Origin of the sequence: Sinomonas susongensis, from assembly GCF_005877005.1 — a bacterium.
In the GTDB taxonomy this organism is placed as follows: domain Bacteria; phylum Actinomycetota; class Actinomycetes; order Actinomycetales; family Micrococcaceae; genus Sinomonas; species Sinomonas susongensis.
This window is the reverse complement of sequence record NZ_SSNH01000016.1, coordinates 50,334-65,807: the sequence shown is the minus strand read 5'-3', so window position 1 is coordinate 65,807 and position 15,474 is coordinate 50,334. Positions and strand designations below refer to the sequence as shown.

The 15,474-nt window shown below is 69.4% G+C and carries 18 protein-coding genes; 2 read left to right on the top strand and 16 right to left on the bottom strand.

Annotation, left to right across the window (positions count from 1 at the left end; genetic code table 11):
- Positions 1–198 precede the first annotated feature (198 nt).
- From E6A21_RS16685 to E6A21_RS16670, 4 genes are all read right to left on the bottom strand, one after another.
- Positions 199–1,584, bottom strand: a complete 1,386-nt coding sequence (locus E6A21_RS16685; RefSeq protein ID WP_246036588.1) for an NAD(P)(+) transhydrogenase (Re/Si-specific) subunit beta — start codon at positions 1,582–1,584, stop codon at positions 199–201.
- Complete coding sequence (locus tag E6A21_RS16680; protein WP_138445290.1) at positions 1,581–1,895, bottom strand: NAD(P) transhydrogenase subunit alpha part 2; 315 nt, start codon at positions 1,893–1,895, stop codon at positions 1,581–1,583. Before E6A21_RS16680 ends, E6A21_RS16685 begins: the two co-directional genes overlap by 4 nt.
- Positions 1,895–3,112, bottom strand: coding sequence for a Re/Si-specific NAD(P)(+) transhydrogenase subunit alpha (locus E6A21_RS16675; protein WP_138445289.1), 1,218 nt, complete (start codon positions 3,110–3,112; stop codon positions 1,895–1,897). The genes E6A21_RS16680 and E6A21_RS16675 overlap by 1 nt, the downstream gene beginning before the upstream one ends.
- Positions 3,113–3,237: 125 nt before the next feature.
- Positions 3,238–4,044 carry a sigma-70 family RNA polymerase sigma factor gene (locus E6A21_RS16670; RefSeq protein ID WP_138445288.1) on the bottom strand — a complete coding sequence of 269 codons (807 nt, stop codon included), beginning with the start codon at positions 4,042–4,044 and terminating at the stop codon, positions 3,238–3,240.
- 282 nt (positions 4,045–4,326) lie between these two features.
- On the opposite strand from E6A21_RS16670, the gene E6A21_RS16665 reads away from it, so the two are divergent.
- The gene (locus E6A21_RS16665) at positions 4,327–4,749 is read left to right on the top strand and encodes a ChaB family protein (protein ID WP_138445287.1); all 423 of its coding nucleotides are present in this window, start codon (positions 4,327–4,329) and stop codon (positions 4,747–4,749) included.
- A gap of 68 nt (positions 4,750–4,817) precedes the next feature.
- Here E6A21_RS16665 and E6A21_RS16660 read toward each other — a convergent pair whose 3' ends face one another.
- From E6A21_RS16660 to E6A21_RS16610, 11 genes are read right to left on the bottom strand one after another with little or no spacing between them, the layout of a single operon-like run.
- Positions 4,818–5,546: an MBL fold metallo-hydrolase gene (locus E6A21_RS16660; protein WP_138445286.1), complete on the bottom strand. Its 729-nt coding sequence runs from the start codon at positions 5,544–5,546 to the stop codon at positions 4,818–4,820.
- Between the two features lie 10 nt (positions 5,547–5,556).
- Positions 5,557–5,793, bottom strand: coding sequence for a carbon storage regulator (locus tag E6A21_RS16655; protein ID WP_138445285.1), 237 nt, complete (start codon positions 5,791–5,793; stop codon positions 5,557–5,559).
- A gap of 21 nt (positions 5,794–5,814) precedes the next feature.
- Positions 5,815–6,735 carry a hypothetical protein gene (locus E6A21_RS16650; RefSeq protein ID WP_138445284.1) on the bottom strand — a complete coding sequence of 307 codons (921 nt, stop codon included), beginning with the start codon at positions 6,733–6,735 and terminating at the stop codon, positions 5,815–5,817.
- On the bottom strand, positions 6,710–8,764 hold the full coding sequence (locus tag E6A21_RS16645; protein WP_138445283.1) for a flagellar biosynthesis protein FlhA: 2,055 nt from the start codon (positions 8,762–8,764) through the stop codon (positions 6,710–6,712). Before E6A21_RS16645 ends, E6A21_RS16650 begins: the two co-directional genes overlap by 26 nt.
- Entirely contained in the window at positions 8,761–9,876 is a 1,116-nt protein-coding gene (locus E6A21_RS16640; protein ID WP_138445282.1) for an EscU/YscU/HrcU family type III secretion system export apparatus switch protein, read from the bottom strand. The genes E6A21_RS16645 and E6A21_RS16640 overlap by 4 nt, the downstream gene beginning before the upstream one ends.
- Positions 9,876–10,634: a flagellar biosynthetic protein FliR gene (locus E6A21_RS16635; RefSeq protein ID WP_138445281.1), complete on the bottom strand. Its 759-nt coding sequence runs from the start codon at positions 10,632–10,634 to the stop codon at positions 9,876–9,878. Before E6A21_RS16635 ends, E6A21_RS16640 begins: the two co-directional genes overlap by 1 nt.
- Before the next feature lie 16 nt (positions 10,635–10,650).
- A complete protein-coding gene (gene fliQ, locus E6A21_RS16630; RefSeq protein ID WP_138445280.1) occupies positions 10,651–10,926 on the bottom strand; it encodes a flagellar biosynthesis protein FliQ in 276 nt (91 codons plus the stop codon).
- Positions 10,927–10,928: 2 nt separating this feature from the next.
- Positions 10,929–11,807, bottom strand: a complete 879-nt coding sequence (gene fliP, locus E6A21_RS16625; RefSeq protein WP_138445279.1) for a flagellar type III secretion system pore protein FliP — start codon at positions 11,805–11,807, stop codon at positions 10,929–10,931.
- On the bottom strand, positions 11,804–12,295 hold the full coding sequence (fliO, locus tag E6A21_RS16620; RefSeq protein WP_138445278.1) for a flagellar biosynthetic protein FliO: 492 nt from the start codon (positions 12,293–12,295) through the stop codon (positions 11,804–11,806). Before fliO ends, fliP begins: the two co-directional genes overlap by 4 nt.
- Positions 12,296–12,985 (bottom strand): flagellar motor switch protein FliN, encoded by a 690-nt coding sequence (gene fliN / locus E6A21_RS16615; RefSeq protein ID WP_246036587.1) that lies wholly within the window; start codon positions 12,983–12,985, stop codon positions 12,296–12,298.
- Complete coding sequence (locus tag E6A21_RS16610; protein WP_138445277.1) at positions 12,982–13,899, bottom strand: flagellar motor switch protein FliM; 918 nt, start codon at positions 13,897–13,899, stop codon at positions 12,982–12,984. Before E6A21_RS16610 ends, fliN begins: the two co-directional genes overlap by 4 nt.
- 183 nt (positions 13,900–14,082) lie before the next feature.
- On the opposite strand from E6A21_RS16610, the gene E6A21_RS16605 reads away from it, so the two are divergent.
- Entirely contained in the window at positions 14,083–14,580 is a 498-nt protein-coding gene (locus tag E6A21_RS16605; RefSeq protein WP_138445276.1) for a DUF805 domain-containing protein, read from the top strand.
- Between the two features lie 88 nt (positions 14,581–14,668).
- On the opposite strand, the gene E6A21_RS16600 is transcribed toward E6A21_RS16605, so the two are convergent.
- Positions 14,669–15,469: an OmpA/MotB family protein gene (locus tag E6A21_RS16600; protein WP_138445275.1), complete on the bottom strand. Its 801-nt coding sequence runs from the start codon at positions 15,467–15,469 to the stop codon at positions 14,669–14,671.
- Between the last annotated feature and the right edge of the window lie 5 nt (positions 15,470–15,474).

The following is a 15,474-nucleotide window of genomic DNA, read 5'->3' as shown; positions in this document are numbered from 1 at the left end:
GCCATCGCCTTCGAGATGAACAACCGGCCACGCAAGACACTAGGCTTCAAAACACCACGAGAAGTCTTCCTCGAAGACATCGAACAGGCCGTTGCCAACATGCCTTGAATCCGCCATCTATCCCAATCGGTCGGGAGCGCGGCGTGTCCGCGCGACGCGCTGCTGGGTCGGCGAATAAGTGGGCTGGAAGGACAGTGGCTAGAGGGACTTCACGGCCGAGAGGACCCTCGTGAGCGATTCCTTCGCGTCCCCGAACAGCAGGGTCGTCTGAGGCTGGTACAGGAGCTCGTTCTCGATGCCCGCGAACCCCGGCCGCATGGACCGCTTGAGGAACACCACCTGGCGCGCGTCTCCGGCCTCGAGAATCGGCATCCCGTAGATCGGAGATCCCGGAGTGGTCTTGGCCGCGGGATTGACGACGTCGTTGGCGCCCACCACGAGCGCGACGTCGGCCTGCTTGAAGTCGCCGTTGACCTCGCTCATCTCCATGAGCGACTCATAGGGGACGTTGGCCTCCGCGAGGAGCACATTCATGTGGCCGGGCATGCGGCCGGCCACGGGGTGGATCGCAAACTCGACGTCCACGCCCCGCGACTCGAGCGTCTGCGCGAGCTCTGCCGCCGCGTGCTGCCCCTGTGCCACCGCGAGCCCGTACCCCGGGACGATGATGACGCGCTGCGCGTACCCCAGCAGCACCGCGACGTCCTCGGGACTCGAGGACCGCACCGGCCGCTCGCTCACGGCAGTCGAACCCGCGGTCGAACCTCCGCGGAACGCGCCGAACATGACGCCCGCGACGCTCCGCCCCATCGCGGCGGCCATGAGACGGGTGAGGATCGTGCCGGACGCGCCCACGAGCGTGCCGGCGACGACGAGCAGGACGTTCCCGAGCACGAGCCCCGAGGCAGCGACAGCGAGGCCCGTGAACGCGTTGAGCAGTGAGATCACGATCGGCACGTCCGCCCCGCCCACGGGCAGGACGAGCAGCAGGCCCGCGATGAGCCCCACGGCAAGGACGGCGACGGCGAGCCCTGTCGAACCGGTGACGACGACTGCTGCCGCCGCACCTACCGCGCCAACGAGGACGGCACCCATGAGCACGGGCAGGCCTGCGAACACGACGGGCCGGGTCGTCATGAGCTCCTGGAGCTTCGCGAACGTCACGCCCGAGCCCGCGAACGAGATGGCGCCGACGAGCAGGGTGAAGACGATCGCGACGCGGAGCCAGCCGTCCTCCGCGTGGGGGAGTTCGAGCAGCGCCACGAGCGCGGCAGCCCCACCGCCCACGCCGTTGAACACCGCGACGAGCTGCGGCATCTGGGTCATCCTGACGCGGCGGGCCACGGGTGCGGCCAGCGCGGCGCCGAGCACCATGGCGGCCAGAATCCATGGGATGTTCTCGAGCCGGCTCGAGAGGAACACCGTCACGAGGGCGACGAAGGCCCCCAGCGCACCGAGCAGATTGCCCCGGCGCGCGTGCTTCGGCGAGCTGAGTCCCTTGAGGGCGAGGATGAAGCAGACCGCCGCGACAAGGTAGAGGAACGCTGTCCACGTGGGATCGAGGATCTCGGAGGAGAGGGTCACTTCGCCTCTCCCTTCGCCCCGCCCTGACCCGGGGTTGCGCGGCCGCGGAACATCTCGAGCATCCGGTCCGTCACGACGAACCCGCCGACGAGGTTCGCCGTCGCGAGGACGACGGCGAGCAGCGCCACCGCGAGCACCCAACCGTCCGTGGCCTGCCCTGCGACGGTGATGGCGCCCACGAGGATGATGCCGTGGATCGCGTTCGCCCCCGACATGAGCGGAGTGTGCAGGATGCTCGAGACCTTCGAGACCACCTCGAAGCCCACGAACACCGCCAGAACGGTGATCGTCAGAAGCTCAACTCCGCCCATCAGCCTGCCCCTCCCTCGATCTGCTCGCCCTGGTCAGAGGCCTCGCCCCAGGGCTCCGTCGCCGAGGCGAGCACTGCGAGGGCCTGCGCCGTGGGCTCGTGCAGCACGCCGCCGTCGTACGTGAGGCAGGCGCCGGCCACGACCTCATCGTCGAAGTCCGGGGCGACCTCGCCGTCCGAGGTGAGGAGCGCAATGAAGTTGGCGACGTTCTTGGCGTAGAGGCGCGAGGCATCGGACGCCATCGCGGAGGCGGCGTCCTTGAGGCCGACAACCGTGACCTCGCCTGCGCCGTCGGCGGTCGGCACGACGACGTTCTCGCCCGCAACCGATCCCTCGACGTTGCCTCCCGACTCCGCCGCCATGTCGACGACCACCGATCCCGGCCGCATGGCGGCCACCATGTCCCGGCTCACGAGGAGCGGCGCAGCCCGGCCAGGGACTGCGGCAGTGGTGATGAGCACGTCGGCTTCGGCCACGTGGGGCGCCAGCAGCTGCCGCTGGAGCGCGCCGCGGTCTGCGGTGAGCTCTCTGGCGTAGCCGCCAGCCCCCGCCGTTGCCTCGGGAGAGTCGAGGTCAAGCCGGATGAAGGTGCCGCCCATGGAGGCGACCTCGTCGGCCGAAGCGGGGCGGATGTCGTTCGCCGAGACGCGGGCGCCGAGGCGCTTTGCCGTACCGATGGCCTGAAGCCCTGCGACGCCCGCACCGAGGACGAGGACGCGGGCCGGCGGGACCGTCCCTGCGGCCGTCATGTACAGCGGGAAGAAGCGCGGGAGCCGGATCGCCGCTTCGAGCACGCAGCGGTACCCCGTCACGAGCGCCTGCGACGTGAGCGCGTCCATCGACTGCGCGCGTGAGATCCGCGGCACGAGTTCGAGCGCGAAGGAGGTGATCCGACCGTCGGCGAGCGCCCGGACCGTGGGGAGCTCGGTCGACGGCGAGGCAAGGCCCACGGTGATCGTCCCCGGCTTGAGGCGGGCTGCGGTTTCCGGCCCGAGCGGGCGGACGTGCGCGAGGACGTCGACCGTCGCGGCGTCGAGGGACTGGACGATGCGGGCGCCCGCTGCGGCATAGGCGCCGTCGGGGTAGCCGGCGGCCGTGCCCGCTCCCCCTTCGACCTGGACGCCGAGCCCGAGCCCCACGAGCTGCCGTGCCGAGTCCGGGGTCACCGCGACGCGCTTCTCCCCCGGAATGCGTTCGCGTGCGACGCCGACGTCCACCTTGGGCCTCCCTCAACGCTGAGTCTTAGGGTGCAGTGTATTGCGGTGCACCGGCACGCGGGGTGATCGGCGGCAGAAGCCCCGTTCGGCAAGCCCGGACGACCGCTGGCGGCCGGCTGGCGACGCTACGACGCGGCCGGCGAGGCCAGCTGACGTTCGGGTCCAACGCTGCGGACCGCCTCGGCGAAGCTTTCGAGGTAGGCCGCGCGGCGCGGGGACATGGCGCGGGATTCGACGGCGGGCGCGACGTCGGGCCTGTCCGGATAGTGCACGTCGAGGCCTTCGCGCAGGAGACGGATGGCTTCGCTTCGCTGCTGTGACACGGCAGACGAGCTGATGCCGAACCTCTCGGCGACCTCCTTGACGGAGCTGCCTTCGAGGTAGATCGCGGTCACCACGAGGCGAAGCCGTTCGGGCAGCGCCTCGACGGCTGCGCGGAGGTAGCGTGTCCGCTCCCCGGCGAGCGTCGCCTCCTCGGGTGCCACCGCATCCGCTACGAGCGTGTCCGCGACGCTCTCGTCGAGGGCGTTCACGGTGCGGGCGGCATCGGCAGCGGCTTCGTCGACGGCTTCGCGGGTCACCCCGAGGGCCGCAGCGATCTCGTCGTTCGTCGGCTTCCGGCCGAGGCTGGCTGTGAGCGTCTCGGTGACAGCACTCACTGCCTTCATGCGCTTGCGGGCCCCCCTCCCGGCCCAGTCGAGGGACCGGAGCTCGTCCATGAGCGCGCCCGTGATCCGACGCCGGGCGAAGGCCCCGAAGGGAACGCCCATGCTCGAGTCGAACGATTCGGCCGCGAGCACGAGACCGAGCGCCCCGGCGGAGGCCATGTCCTCACGCGAGAGGTGGGTCGCTCGCGCACACAGGTCGGAGACCAGGTAGCCCACGAGCGGGAGATGCTCCAGCACCAAGCGATTGCGTTCTTCGATCTTCACCTACACCCCTGCGAGACGTTTGTCTTCCACGGAGCCCAAGCGCGAGACCCGGCTCCCCCAGCCATGGGACCTCATTGGACATGTCCATTGTGCACGTAAAACTGGTATTTGGACATGTCTTTTTGTTTGGGCGTGTCGCAGTCGTGACAAATAGAGTCAAGAGAGGTGTCCAGAACGGAAACTCCGCGACAACTTGGAGCAAACACGGGCAGTTGTGCCGGACACGCTGCAGGCATAGCGTGGAATGGCACGCCCGGAACAGGTTCCCTGATCGGAGGAAGCATGCCCAAGGCAGACAAGAGCGGTCACGCCAAGAAGGACGAACTGCCGTCCACACTCCAGCGATCGGACCGGAAGGCGCAGGAGACCTTCGCCAAGGCCCACGACTCGGCCGAGGAGACCTACAACGACGAGCGGCGCGCCCACCAGGTCGCTTATTCGGCCCTCAAGCACACGCACGAGAAGGTCGGCGACCATTGGGAGCCCAAGGAGGGCAAGGGCCCCTCCGACAGGCAGGCTGAGGGCGGGAAGGACACCTCTCGTCCCACGGCCGGAGGCGTCGACGCGAACGCGTCGAAGAAGCACCTCTACGAGCTCGCCCAGAAGCTCGACGTCCCCCACCGCTCGACCATGTCGAAGGACGAATTGGTCGACGCACTGCAGAAGGCCAACGACCGGAAGACCGCCGAGAGCCGGAAGAAGTAGCAGACCGAGGATCTTGCGGCTCGTCGGCCCCCAGGATCCGTCCGCAGCCTTCTCGGCCCGGAGGCTCCTCAGCCCCCAGCCGGGCGGCGCTCTGCCAGCCGGTAGGCGGTGATGAGCAACGAGGTGCTGCCGCGCCAGGGCGCGCCATGCCCGGGGATGACCCAGTCGACGTCCAGGCCCGCGAGCCTGTCGATCGACTCTGACGAGCGCGCCTGGTCATCGGTGAACGGCGCCGGCTGCGGGCCCTCGGTGCCAGTCAGCACGTGGCGAGTCGTGAGCTCGTCGCCCACGAACACCGCGCGCACCGCTGGCATGTGGACCGCGACGCTTCCCGGCGAGTGGCCGGGCATCGCGATGATCCTGGGCGATCCGGGCAAGGGCAGCACGTCGCCGTCGTGCACCGGCGTGACCTCCTGCAGCGGCCGCGTGCGGAATCCCCCCTTGGCGATCGCATACGCGAAGAAGCGGATGACGGGCGCGATCCTCCGCGGGTCCTTCGGCGTGGGCGGCGGCTTGGCGCCCTTCGCCCGCTCGACATCCTCGGCGCCGATGTAGACCGGGATCCCCAGCTCGCTGCGCAGGCGCTCGGCGAAGCCGATGTGGTCGCTGTCGCCGTGGGTGAGCACGACGCCCTTGATGTCGGAGAGCGGGCGGCCGAGCGCCTTCAGCTCCCGCACCAGATCGCGGTAGTGGCCGGGCAGGCCCGTGTCGACGAGGGTTATCCCGTCGTCGGCAAGGACGAGGTGTGCGGCGATGGTGTCGTTGCCGATGCGGTGAAGCTGCGGTGCGAGTTCCACATTGCTGACCCTACCCCTCCCCGCCGAGGAGCCCCTTGAGGATCGCCTCGGCGTCCGACGGCGCGTGGGCGGCCTCCCGGTTCGCGTCAGCCACCGCTTCGAAGATCTCCTCGCGCTTGATGGCGAGGTGCCTCGGCGCATCGATGCCGATGCGGATGCCTTCGCTTCCACGGCTCTCGAGGAACGTGATGACGATCTCGTCGCCGATCATGATCTTCTCGCCGGGCTTCCGGGTGAGTACGAGCATGGCCTTCCTTCCGTGGAACCTTCAGAGCACCGTCCGTGGTGCGGGCGAACTGTCCACCCAGCCTACGGGGATTCCGAGACTGTTGACGGTCTGCGGCGAAAGGGTTTCGAGTGCGCCGACGACGGCGAGCGCGGTCACCGAGAAGCGCGACCTCGCTGCCTCCACCCATTCTGCCGTCTCGTCCGGCTTGTGCCGGGCGTCCACGGCGAGCCACACCTGGTCCGGCCTGAGCGCCGCGGCGCGCCCGAGCTGGGACCCGAGCCGGTCGAATGCCCGCAGACGGAGGGCCGCGAGCACTGCCGTGGAGGACTCGACGCCTTGGGCGCGGGCCGCCGTCGCGTCCCGGACGTCCTCGAGATGAGGCCAATCCTCCTCGAGCCGCTCCCCCGCGGGCGGCTCCCCCGCGGGCGTCTCCCCCGCGCTCACGGGCGAATACGCCCCAGGCTCGCGAGCGGCCATCGATCGCACCACCGAGAACGGGGTCTCCCCGGGTCCGATGACGAGCACCAGGTCCCCCGCGCCACCGAGCAGCACCGGCACGCGTTCCGCGGGTGCCTCCATTTCGCCGCGCAACCGCTCGAGGAGGGCGTCGAAGTCTTCGGCTTCGGTCGAGACGGCGGGTGCAGGGGAAGCTGCGGCGGGGAACGCGCTCGTGCGCAGCCGGTCCTCGGCGGTGTCGGCGTCGTCGAGGAGGGCCGCGATGCCTGCCCTGGCACCCAGGGCGTGCGGAATGTCGGGTTCCACCGCGGGCAGGAGCCGCACGACGGGGTCCGGGAGCACCACCGTCGCCTCGATGTGGCGCCGGCCTAGCAATCCCCCGAGGCCAGAATCCAGCACCCTGTCGGCGCTCACGATCCGGGCGTCGGATCCGTAGAGCTCCGCGGCCTGCCGGGTGATGTCCTCGAGGCTCGGGCCCCTAAGCAGAAACTGTTGCGGCGCCAAGGCGAACCACTCCGATCGTCTCGATGTTGACCGGCGTGGAGGTCACCTCGGCGTACGAGAGCACGGGAACCCCCGAGGGCGGCAGGGGGATCAGCTTGCGCAGGGCGGGGCGCAGCATGGGGGCGCACACGAGGGCCGGGCTCTTCCCCGCCGACTCCGCCGCGGCGACCGCGGAGCTGAGGGAGGCCGTGATCGCATCGAGCTTCGCCTGCTCCATGACGAGCTGCGTCCCGCCCTCGGCCGGCCGCAGGTCCTGCACGAGGCTCTGCTCGAGCACCGGTTCGATCGTGATGACCGTGAGCCGATCCGCATCCACGAGCCGCCGCACGAGAGCCGGCCCGATCGCGAGTCGTGCGGACTCGATGAGCCCCTCGGGATCGGTGGACGCCTTGGCACGGAGGGTGAGGGCCTCATAGATCCGTGTGAGGTCGTTGATCGGCACCTGCTCGGCGAGGAGGCCTTGGAGCACGCGGTGGATCTCGGCGAGGGAGAGCAGCCCGGGCGTGAGCTCCTCGACGGCGGCCGGGCTCACGGCCTTGACGCCCTCGGTGAGGACCCTGACGTCCTCACGCGAGAGCAGGCGTGCCGCGTTGGCCATCACGATCGAGGACAGGTGCGTGATGAGCACGCTCACGCGGTCGATCACCGTCGCGCCCGTCAGCTCGGCGCTGTGCCGCATCTCTGCGGGGATCCATTTGCCAGCGAGTCCGAAGACCGGTTCGACGACGTCCGGCCCCGGGAGGGCGTCGAGGAAATCGCCGAGGGCGAGGAGCTTGCCCGACGGCGCGGTCCCACGGCCCGCCTCGACGCCCGCGATCCGGATCGCGTAGGTCGACGGTGGGAGTTCGACGGAGTCGCGCGTCCGCACCGGTGGGATCACGATGCCGAGGTCCATTGCGACCTTGTGGCGAAGCGACTTGACGCGCGCGAGGAGGTCGTCCGCCGACCCCCCGACGAGGTCGACGAGGTCGGGGGACAGCAGGATCTCGAGCGGCTGCACCCGCATCTCCTCCATGAGCCGTCGGGTCGGGTCCTGCTCGGCGTCGGAACCCGCGGCCCCGGCGGCATCGGAGGCACCATCGGCCGCGCCCTCCTGCGAGGGCCGTATCCGGCGGGAGGCGATGATGAGCCCCGCCCCCACGCCGAGGAACGGGAGCGGAGGCATGCCGGGCATGAGCGCCATGACCACGGCGGCGAGGCCCGCGATGAGGAGGGCCGTCCGGGACTGCGAGAGCTGCGTCGAGGCGGCCTGTCCGAGATCCGCCTCTGCGTTCGATCGCGTAACGATCATGCCCGTCGAGACGGCCATGAGGAGCGCAGGGATCTGGGAGACGAGGCCGTCGCCCATGGTGAGGAGGCTGTACGTGTTGAGCGCGTCCGTGATGGAGAGCCCGCGCTGCAGCATCCCGACCCCGAGGCCGCCCACCATGTTGACGATGATGATGACGATGCCGGCGATCGCGTCGCCCTTGACGAATTTGGAGGCACCGTCCATGGCGCCGTAGAAGTCCGCTTCCGCGGAGACCTCGGCTCGGCGCTGCCGCGCAACGGCGTCGGTGATGAGGCCGGCATTGAGATCCGCGTCGATCGCCATCTGCTTGCCGGGCATGGCGTCGAGCGTGAAGCGTGCCCCGACCTCCGCCACCCGCTCGGCGCCCTTCGTCACGACGACGAATTGGATGACGACGAGGATCACGAACACGACCGCGCCGATGATCAGGGACCCGCCGACCGTGACCTTGCCGAAGGCCTCGATCACCTGGCCTGCGAAACCCTGCCCGAGCACGAGCCGCGTGGAGGCGACGTTGAGGCCGAGCCGGAACAGCGTCGCGACGAGGAGGAGCGACGGGAAGACCGAGAAGTCGAGCGGCTTCTTCACGAACATGCTGGTCAGGAGGATCACGAGTGCGAGCAGTACGTTGCACACGATCAGCACATCGAGCAGCGGCGCCGGGACGGGCACCACGAGCAGCAGGACAATGCCGACGATGCCGACCGGGACGGCGAGCCGGGCAAGGTTTCGGTTCACGCGTGCATTCCTTTCACACTGGCTGGTAGGGCGGCCCGATTCGGGATCCGGTGGAGGCCTCCGAGGGATCCCCCGCGGGCCTTGAGCGACATGACGAACGCGAGGACCCCCGCCACGGCGGTGTAGAACTCGACCGGGATCTCCTGGCCGAGATCGCATGCGGCGTGCAGGGCCCGGGCGAGCGGGATGTCCTGCACCATCGGGACGCGCTCCTTCTCGGCCTCCTCGCGGATCCGCGCAGCGACGTTGCCAGCGCCCTTCGCGACGATGCGCGGCGCGGACTTCCCCGGTTCGTACTTGAGCGCGACCGCGACGTGCGTGGGGTTGACGAGGACGACGTCGGCCCCTGCGACCGCGACGATCATGCGGTTGCGGGACATCGCGAGCTGGCGGGAACGGCGCTGGGAGCGGATGAGCGGATCGCCTTCGCTGTTCTTGTTCTCGTCCTTGACCTCGCGTTTCGTCATCCGCGTCTTGGTGCGGTTCCGGCGCATGACGACGAGCACGTCCGCGGCGGCGAGCACAAGCCCGGCCGCGACGGCGAAGCGGATGAGCGAGGCCGCGCCGTCGTTCGCTGCGGCCAGGACGCCTGAGATGGGCAGCCCGCCCGCCGACATGAGCACGGGGATCAGCCCTTGCACGACGCTCCAGAGCACAAGCCCGACGACGGCGGTCTTCGCGAGGGCCTTGACCCCGCCCCACAGCGCCTGCCTCCCGAACATGCGCGTGAGTCCCGCCACGAGGTTGAAGTGCTCGAACGAGGGCGTGAGGCGCTTCGGGTGCACGCCGCCCTGGGCCGCGGAGCCGGCGAGCACGGCGAGGAAGACCACCGCGGCGAGGGGTCCCAGCGTCGCGGCGATCGAGCCCAGTCCGTCCGAGAGCGCCTGCACGGCCTTCGCGGGGTCTGGGTTCGAGATGACCGAAGTGACCGTGAAGAGCTGTGACGTTCCACCCTTCGACGCCTCCGCGATGGTGGACGGGATCATGATCGCGCCGGCGCCGACTGCGAGCCAAGCCGTGAGGTCCTGCGACCTCGCGAGCTGTCCCTTCGACCGGACCTCGCGGAGTCGCTTGTCGGTGGCCTTCTCGGTGCGTTCCTGCGCATCGGCCATCACCCCACCCCCAGGACCGTGCTGACAGCCTGCTGCACCAGCGCAGAGACGACGCTCGGAAGCCCGAGGAACAGGACTCCCGCGAGGCTCAGGGTGATGAGGACCTTGAGTGGGAACCCCATCTGGAACGCGTTGAGTGCGGGGGCGACGCGGGTGAGCAGGCCTAGCCCGAGGTCCGCGAGGAACAGGACCACCATGAGCGGCCCCGCAATCTGGAGGGCCGAGACGAACATGCCGGTGGCTGCGGCCGCCATCGCCTGCCCGGGGTGGGAGAGGTCCAGGCCACCGGCGAGCGGAAGCGCGGAGAAGGAGCCGGTGAGGCCGCCGAGGACGAGCTGGTAGCCGTCCGAGGAGAACAGGAGTGCGAGCGCGGCCATCTGGAGGAGCCTCGTGAACTGGGCGCCGTTGACGAGGCTCTGCGGATCGTACCCCTGGGCCATCTGGAAGCCGCTGCCGAGGTCGATGAGCGAACCCGCCGACTGGATCGCTGCGAAGACAAGGTAGACGAGGAAGCCGAGGGCCAGACCCGTCACGAGCTCGAGCACGAGGCCGGTGACGAAGCCCGCCGTGTCGCGCGGGCTGTAGCCCGACTGCGGGCGGGTGGCCACGGCGAGCCCGAGGCCGACGCCGAGCATCCCCTTGATCTGGGCGGGGAACGCGTTGTGCGAGAACGGCGGTGCGACGAAGAGGAATGCGGTCATGCGCACTGCGGCGAGGATGACCGCCTCGATCCAGGCCTGGTCGACGGGGAGGTTCATGGCTTCGGCGCCCTCGTCACGGCGAATGGAGGAGCGACGGGATGCGGGCGAAGAGGTCGTTCGTGAAGCCGACCATCTCGGAGATCATCCAGTTCCCGCACACGACGAGCGCGATCGCCACGGCGACCGCCTTGGGCACGAAGGAGAGGGTGGCCTCCTGGAGCTGGGTGATCGACTGGACGAGCGAGATCGCGAGTCCCACCACGAGACTCGTCACGAGCACGGGCGCGGACAGCTTCGCGGCGGCAATGAGCGCCTGCATGCAGATGTCGAGGACGGCGGCCGTGTTCACGCTCAGCCTCCCTGGTAGCTCTTGATGAGCGACGTGATGATGAGGTCCCAGCCGTCCACGAGGACGAACAGCAGGATCTTGAACGGGAGGGAGATCATGACGGGCGGGAGCATCATCATGCCCATCGACATGAGCGCGGCGGAGACGACGAGGTCGATGATGAGGAACGGGACGAAGATGACGAACCCGATGATGAAGGCGGCCCGGAGCTCAGAGATCATGAACGCCGGGATGAGCGTCTGGAGCGGTGTCGCGTCCGGCGAAGCGGGGTTGGCGAGGCCGGCCGCGCGGGTCATGAGGGCGATGTCCTCCTGCCGCGTGTGGGCGGCCATGAACTTCGAGAGCGGCCCGGTCGCGGCGTTGAACGCGCCGCCGAAGTCGAGGTGGCCGTTGAGGTAGGGCTGCACGGCATGCGTGTTGATGTCGCTCACGACCGGCCACATGATGAACAGCGAGAGGAAGAGGGCGAGGCCCGCGATCACCTGGTTCGGCGGGACGGACTGCAGCCCGAGGGCGTTCCGGGTCATGGAGAGCACCACGAAGATCTTCGTGAACGAGGTCATCATGAGCAGGAGCGCGGGGGCGACAGAGAGCAGCGTGATGCCGATGAGGGTCACGACCGCCGACGAGGGCGCGTTGTCCGGCGCGTTGATCTGCAGGTTGAGGGTCCCGCTCCCCGTTGACGTGGGGGCCGGGGACGGCGTTGCCGGTGCGGTGGGCGCGGTGGGTCCCACGGGGTCGGTGGGCCCGAGCGGTGTGTGGAGGACGGCCGCGTGCCCGGCTGAGGACGCGAGGAGCAGCACGGCGTAGACCGTCACCGCGGCGAGGAGGACGACGACGGCGATCCGGCTGGCCCTGCGCGCGATGCCGCTGTGCGTCATGGCCTGCGACCGGCCCGGAGCACGCCGAGCGCTGCCCGCCACGTCGCCGGATCGAGGACCGAGCCCGCGAGCGGCTGCGCCGGAGCGCTCCCTGCCCCGAGCTGCCGCCGCAGCTCGCGGTCGAAGGCAGCGCCCCCTGCGGCCTGGCGTGCAGAGCGGCGCGTGAGCGGTTCCCCTGGCTCCGTGATGCCGAGGGGGGCGAGCGGCTCCCCGCGCCCCGAGATGACGAGGGGTTCGGCCGCGGGCGCGTCCCCGCTGTGCAGGACGCTGATCCCGTGCTCCGTGACGCCGAGCAGGAACCGGCGGCCGTCTGTGTCGACGAGCACGACCGAGGCCTTCGGCCCGACCGTCTGGCGCGAGACCACGGTCAGCGCCTTGGCCCTGCCGGGGGCCGACCCGCGCCGCAGCCGCCGGTGCAGGAGCCACATGAGACCGAGCACGGCGGCAAGCGAGACGAGGACCCGGAGCCCCAGGATGAGCGAGTCCATTCAGCGGGGAGCCTCGGCGACATCGAGGATGCGCGTGATCCGCACGCCATAGTCCTGGTCGACGACGACGACCTCGCCGAGGGCGATCTTCCGCCCGTTGAGCAGCACGTCGACCGGCGCTCCGGCGGATCGGTCCAGCTCGATGACCCGGCCGGGCTCCATCGCGAGCGCATCGCGGATGCTCATCCGCGTTCGGCCGATCTCCACCGTGAGGGCCATCTCGACGTCGTGGATTCGCCCCAGTCGCGCCACGAAGGAGGAATCGCTCTGATCGGACGGCGCCGCGACCCCTTCGTGCACGCGCACAGCGAACCACCCGAAGGGGGCCAGCCCGTCCGAGATCTCGTACACCGCCGTGGCGGGGTCCACGAAGAGCGCCGTGGCATCCCCCTCGAGGAGCTCGGAGAGGACTCCTCCCTCGAGTGCCTCGGCGGCGCGCTCGAAGGCAGGCCGCAGCACCGCCGTCGTCTGCGCCTCCGGGCCGCCGCCGGCCTCGGCGACGAAGTCAGTGCTGGCCAGGGCCAGCGCGAAGTCAGCGGTGAGCGCGCCTACGAACGACGCCGAGACCGCGAGCGCCGCGTGCGGAGCCGCGACGGCCGGCGCGACGGCTCCCGTGACCGCGAGACCCGGCACTGGGAGGGACGCGGCGAGACGGTCTGCGGCTGCGGCGTGGAGGGCCAGGTTGCTCAAAGGTGCTTCTCCTCAGCGGATAGGGGCGCGTTCTGGGGCGAGGGGACGATCCGGGCGGCGACGCGCGACCCTTTCCGCACGACCATCGCCTGGGCGAGGACCTTTCCGCCGACCGCGACATGGAAGGGGTGGTGCTCGGGGTGTGGAAGGGCGAGCGTGTCCCCGACCGCGAGGTTGAGGACCTGCGCCGGGGTGACGGCTGCGGGCTCGAGCCGGACCGCGACCTCGATCGGCACTTCGGCGATCTGGCCGCCGACGAGCTCGCGGGCGTTCGCGATGCTCGCCATGGGATTGACGGCGCCGAGCTGCGGGAGGAGCGCGTCCGCGGGGATCGCGAGCGTGACGGCGGCCGCCGAGTCGCCGACGTGCACCGTGAAGGCCACGACGATCATGAGGTCCGTGGTCGCAGCAGCCTGGGCGAACTGCGAGTTGTACTGGATGGCCTCGACCCGCGGGGGCACGGGAAGCAGCCCGCTCAGCGAGTAGGCCAGGACCTCGAGGGCTTCGTCGACCAGGCTCTTGATGAGCGCATATTCGAGCGGCGTGAATTTGCGCTCGACGCCGCTCCTGTCGCTGTGGCCGCCGAGCATCCGCGCGACCCACCCGAGCGCGGCCGGGGTCGGAAACTGGAGGACCGCCTTGGCGGGAGCGTCCTCGACAGCGCAGAGGACCATCGACGTCGTCGCGGGCAGCGATGCAACGTATTCGTCGTAGGTCTGCATGACGACCGATTCCGCGGTGACCGTCGACTTGGCGCGGACCTTCGCCGTCAGCTGCGTGCCCCATTGGCGGGAGAAGCTCTCGAAGCCCGCCTCGAGGATGCGGCTGTGCTCGCGTGCAAGGGTCGTGGGACGCCGGAAGTCGTAGGCCTCAACGAGTCTCGAGGCGATCGCTTCGCGGTCCTGCACCGTCACGGGGGCGACTATCGGCAGGGGCGGGCACGCGTTAAGCAAGGGCTTCGCCGTCCCCTGACCGCCGCGGCGACCGGCCCGAATTCGGTGGTTCGCGTCATAAACAAAAATTCATTCAGACGTCATGTTTTACATGTAAACCCGCCCATATGATGAGCGCGTCCGCAACCCGACCCTAGGGGAACCATGACCGCGCCGCAGTACCCCACATCTGCATCAACCACCACGACCGCTCCGCCGCTCGCGGCCCCCTACTACGGGGCCCCGTTCATGGAGGCCGTCAAGCGCTTCTTCAAGAAGTACGCGACCTTCTCGGGCCGCGCCAGCCGGAGCGAGTACTGGTGGTGGGTGCTGGCCAGCGTCATCATCACGCTTGTTCTTGAGATCCCGATCTGGACGGGCATGGTGACCACCACGGACGCCAACGGCGTCACGAGCACCGCCCCCGGCCCCCTCGCCGTGATCGGCTTCATCCTCATCGGAGTGTGGAGCCTGGCCATCATCGTCCCCACCCTCGCGCTGACCGTCCGTCGGCTTCACGATGTCAACCTGAGCGGTTGGATGATCCTCCTCGGGCTCGTCCCCTTCGTCGGAGGCATCATCGTCCTCATCATGACGCTTCTCGGCCCGAACCCGCAGGGGCAGCGCTTCGACCGTCCCACCGGTTCGGCCTACGGCGCCTGATACCGAGAACTGATCGGAAGGAACCCCCGGCCCGCTTCGGCGGCACCGGGGGTTCCTTCCGTCAGGGGGCGACGCCCCGCCGTCGGGCCTACTTCTGAGCCGCCCGCGCCTCGAGCGCCTCGGGAATGAGCGCCCGCACGGTCTCCGGCTGATCGGAGAGGACCACGATGTCCACGCGTCGGTTCTGCTCGTGCTCGGCCTCGGTCCTGTCGGCATTCACGGGACGGGACGAGCCGAATCCGGTCGCACCGACCCGGGGCCCAGGCAATCCGTCCTGCTCGACCATGTAGCGCAGGACCTTCGTGGCCCGCTCGGCTGAGAGCTCCCACACCGAGGGGTAGGCCGTGATGGCATTCGCGGCATGGCCTTCGATCGAGACGTCGAGGTTCGTCGGGACCATGACCGGTGTCAAGGCGTCGAGCACTTGGTGGGCGCGCTGGGTGAGCTCTGAACTGTCGGGCTGGAAGAAGGTCTCCGATCCCACGAGCTTGACGGTGAGGCCCCGCTGGTCGATCTGGAACTGCACGTCCTGCGCGAGTCCCCGAGCGGTCAGCCGGTCGTTCATCTGCTTCTCGAGCGCGCTCAGCCGATCGACCTCCTTCAACGCGAGGTCGAGGTTCGTGAAGCCCTGGGCATCCTTGTTCGCCTGGTCCGGCGGCACGACAGTGCCCGTTGCGGTGTCGATCTTCTGCGTGATGGTCGTCCCGAAGCCCGTCGCGAGCGAGTTCCGCAGTTTCTCGAACTTGTTCTGGTCGACCGTGGACATCGCGAACAGCACGACGAAAAGGCAGAAGAGGACCGTGATCATGTCCATGTAGGAGACGGCCCAGCGCTCGTCTGCGTGGAATTCGGCAGGCTTCCTGAGCGGACGACGGCGTCGGGGACTCATGCTGT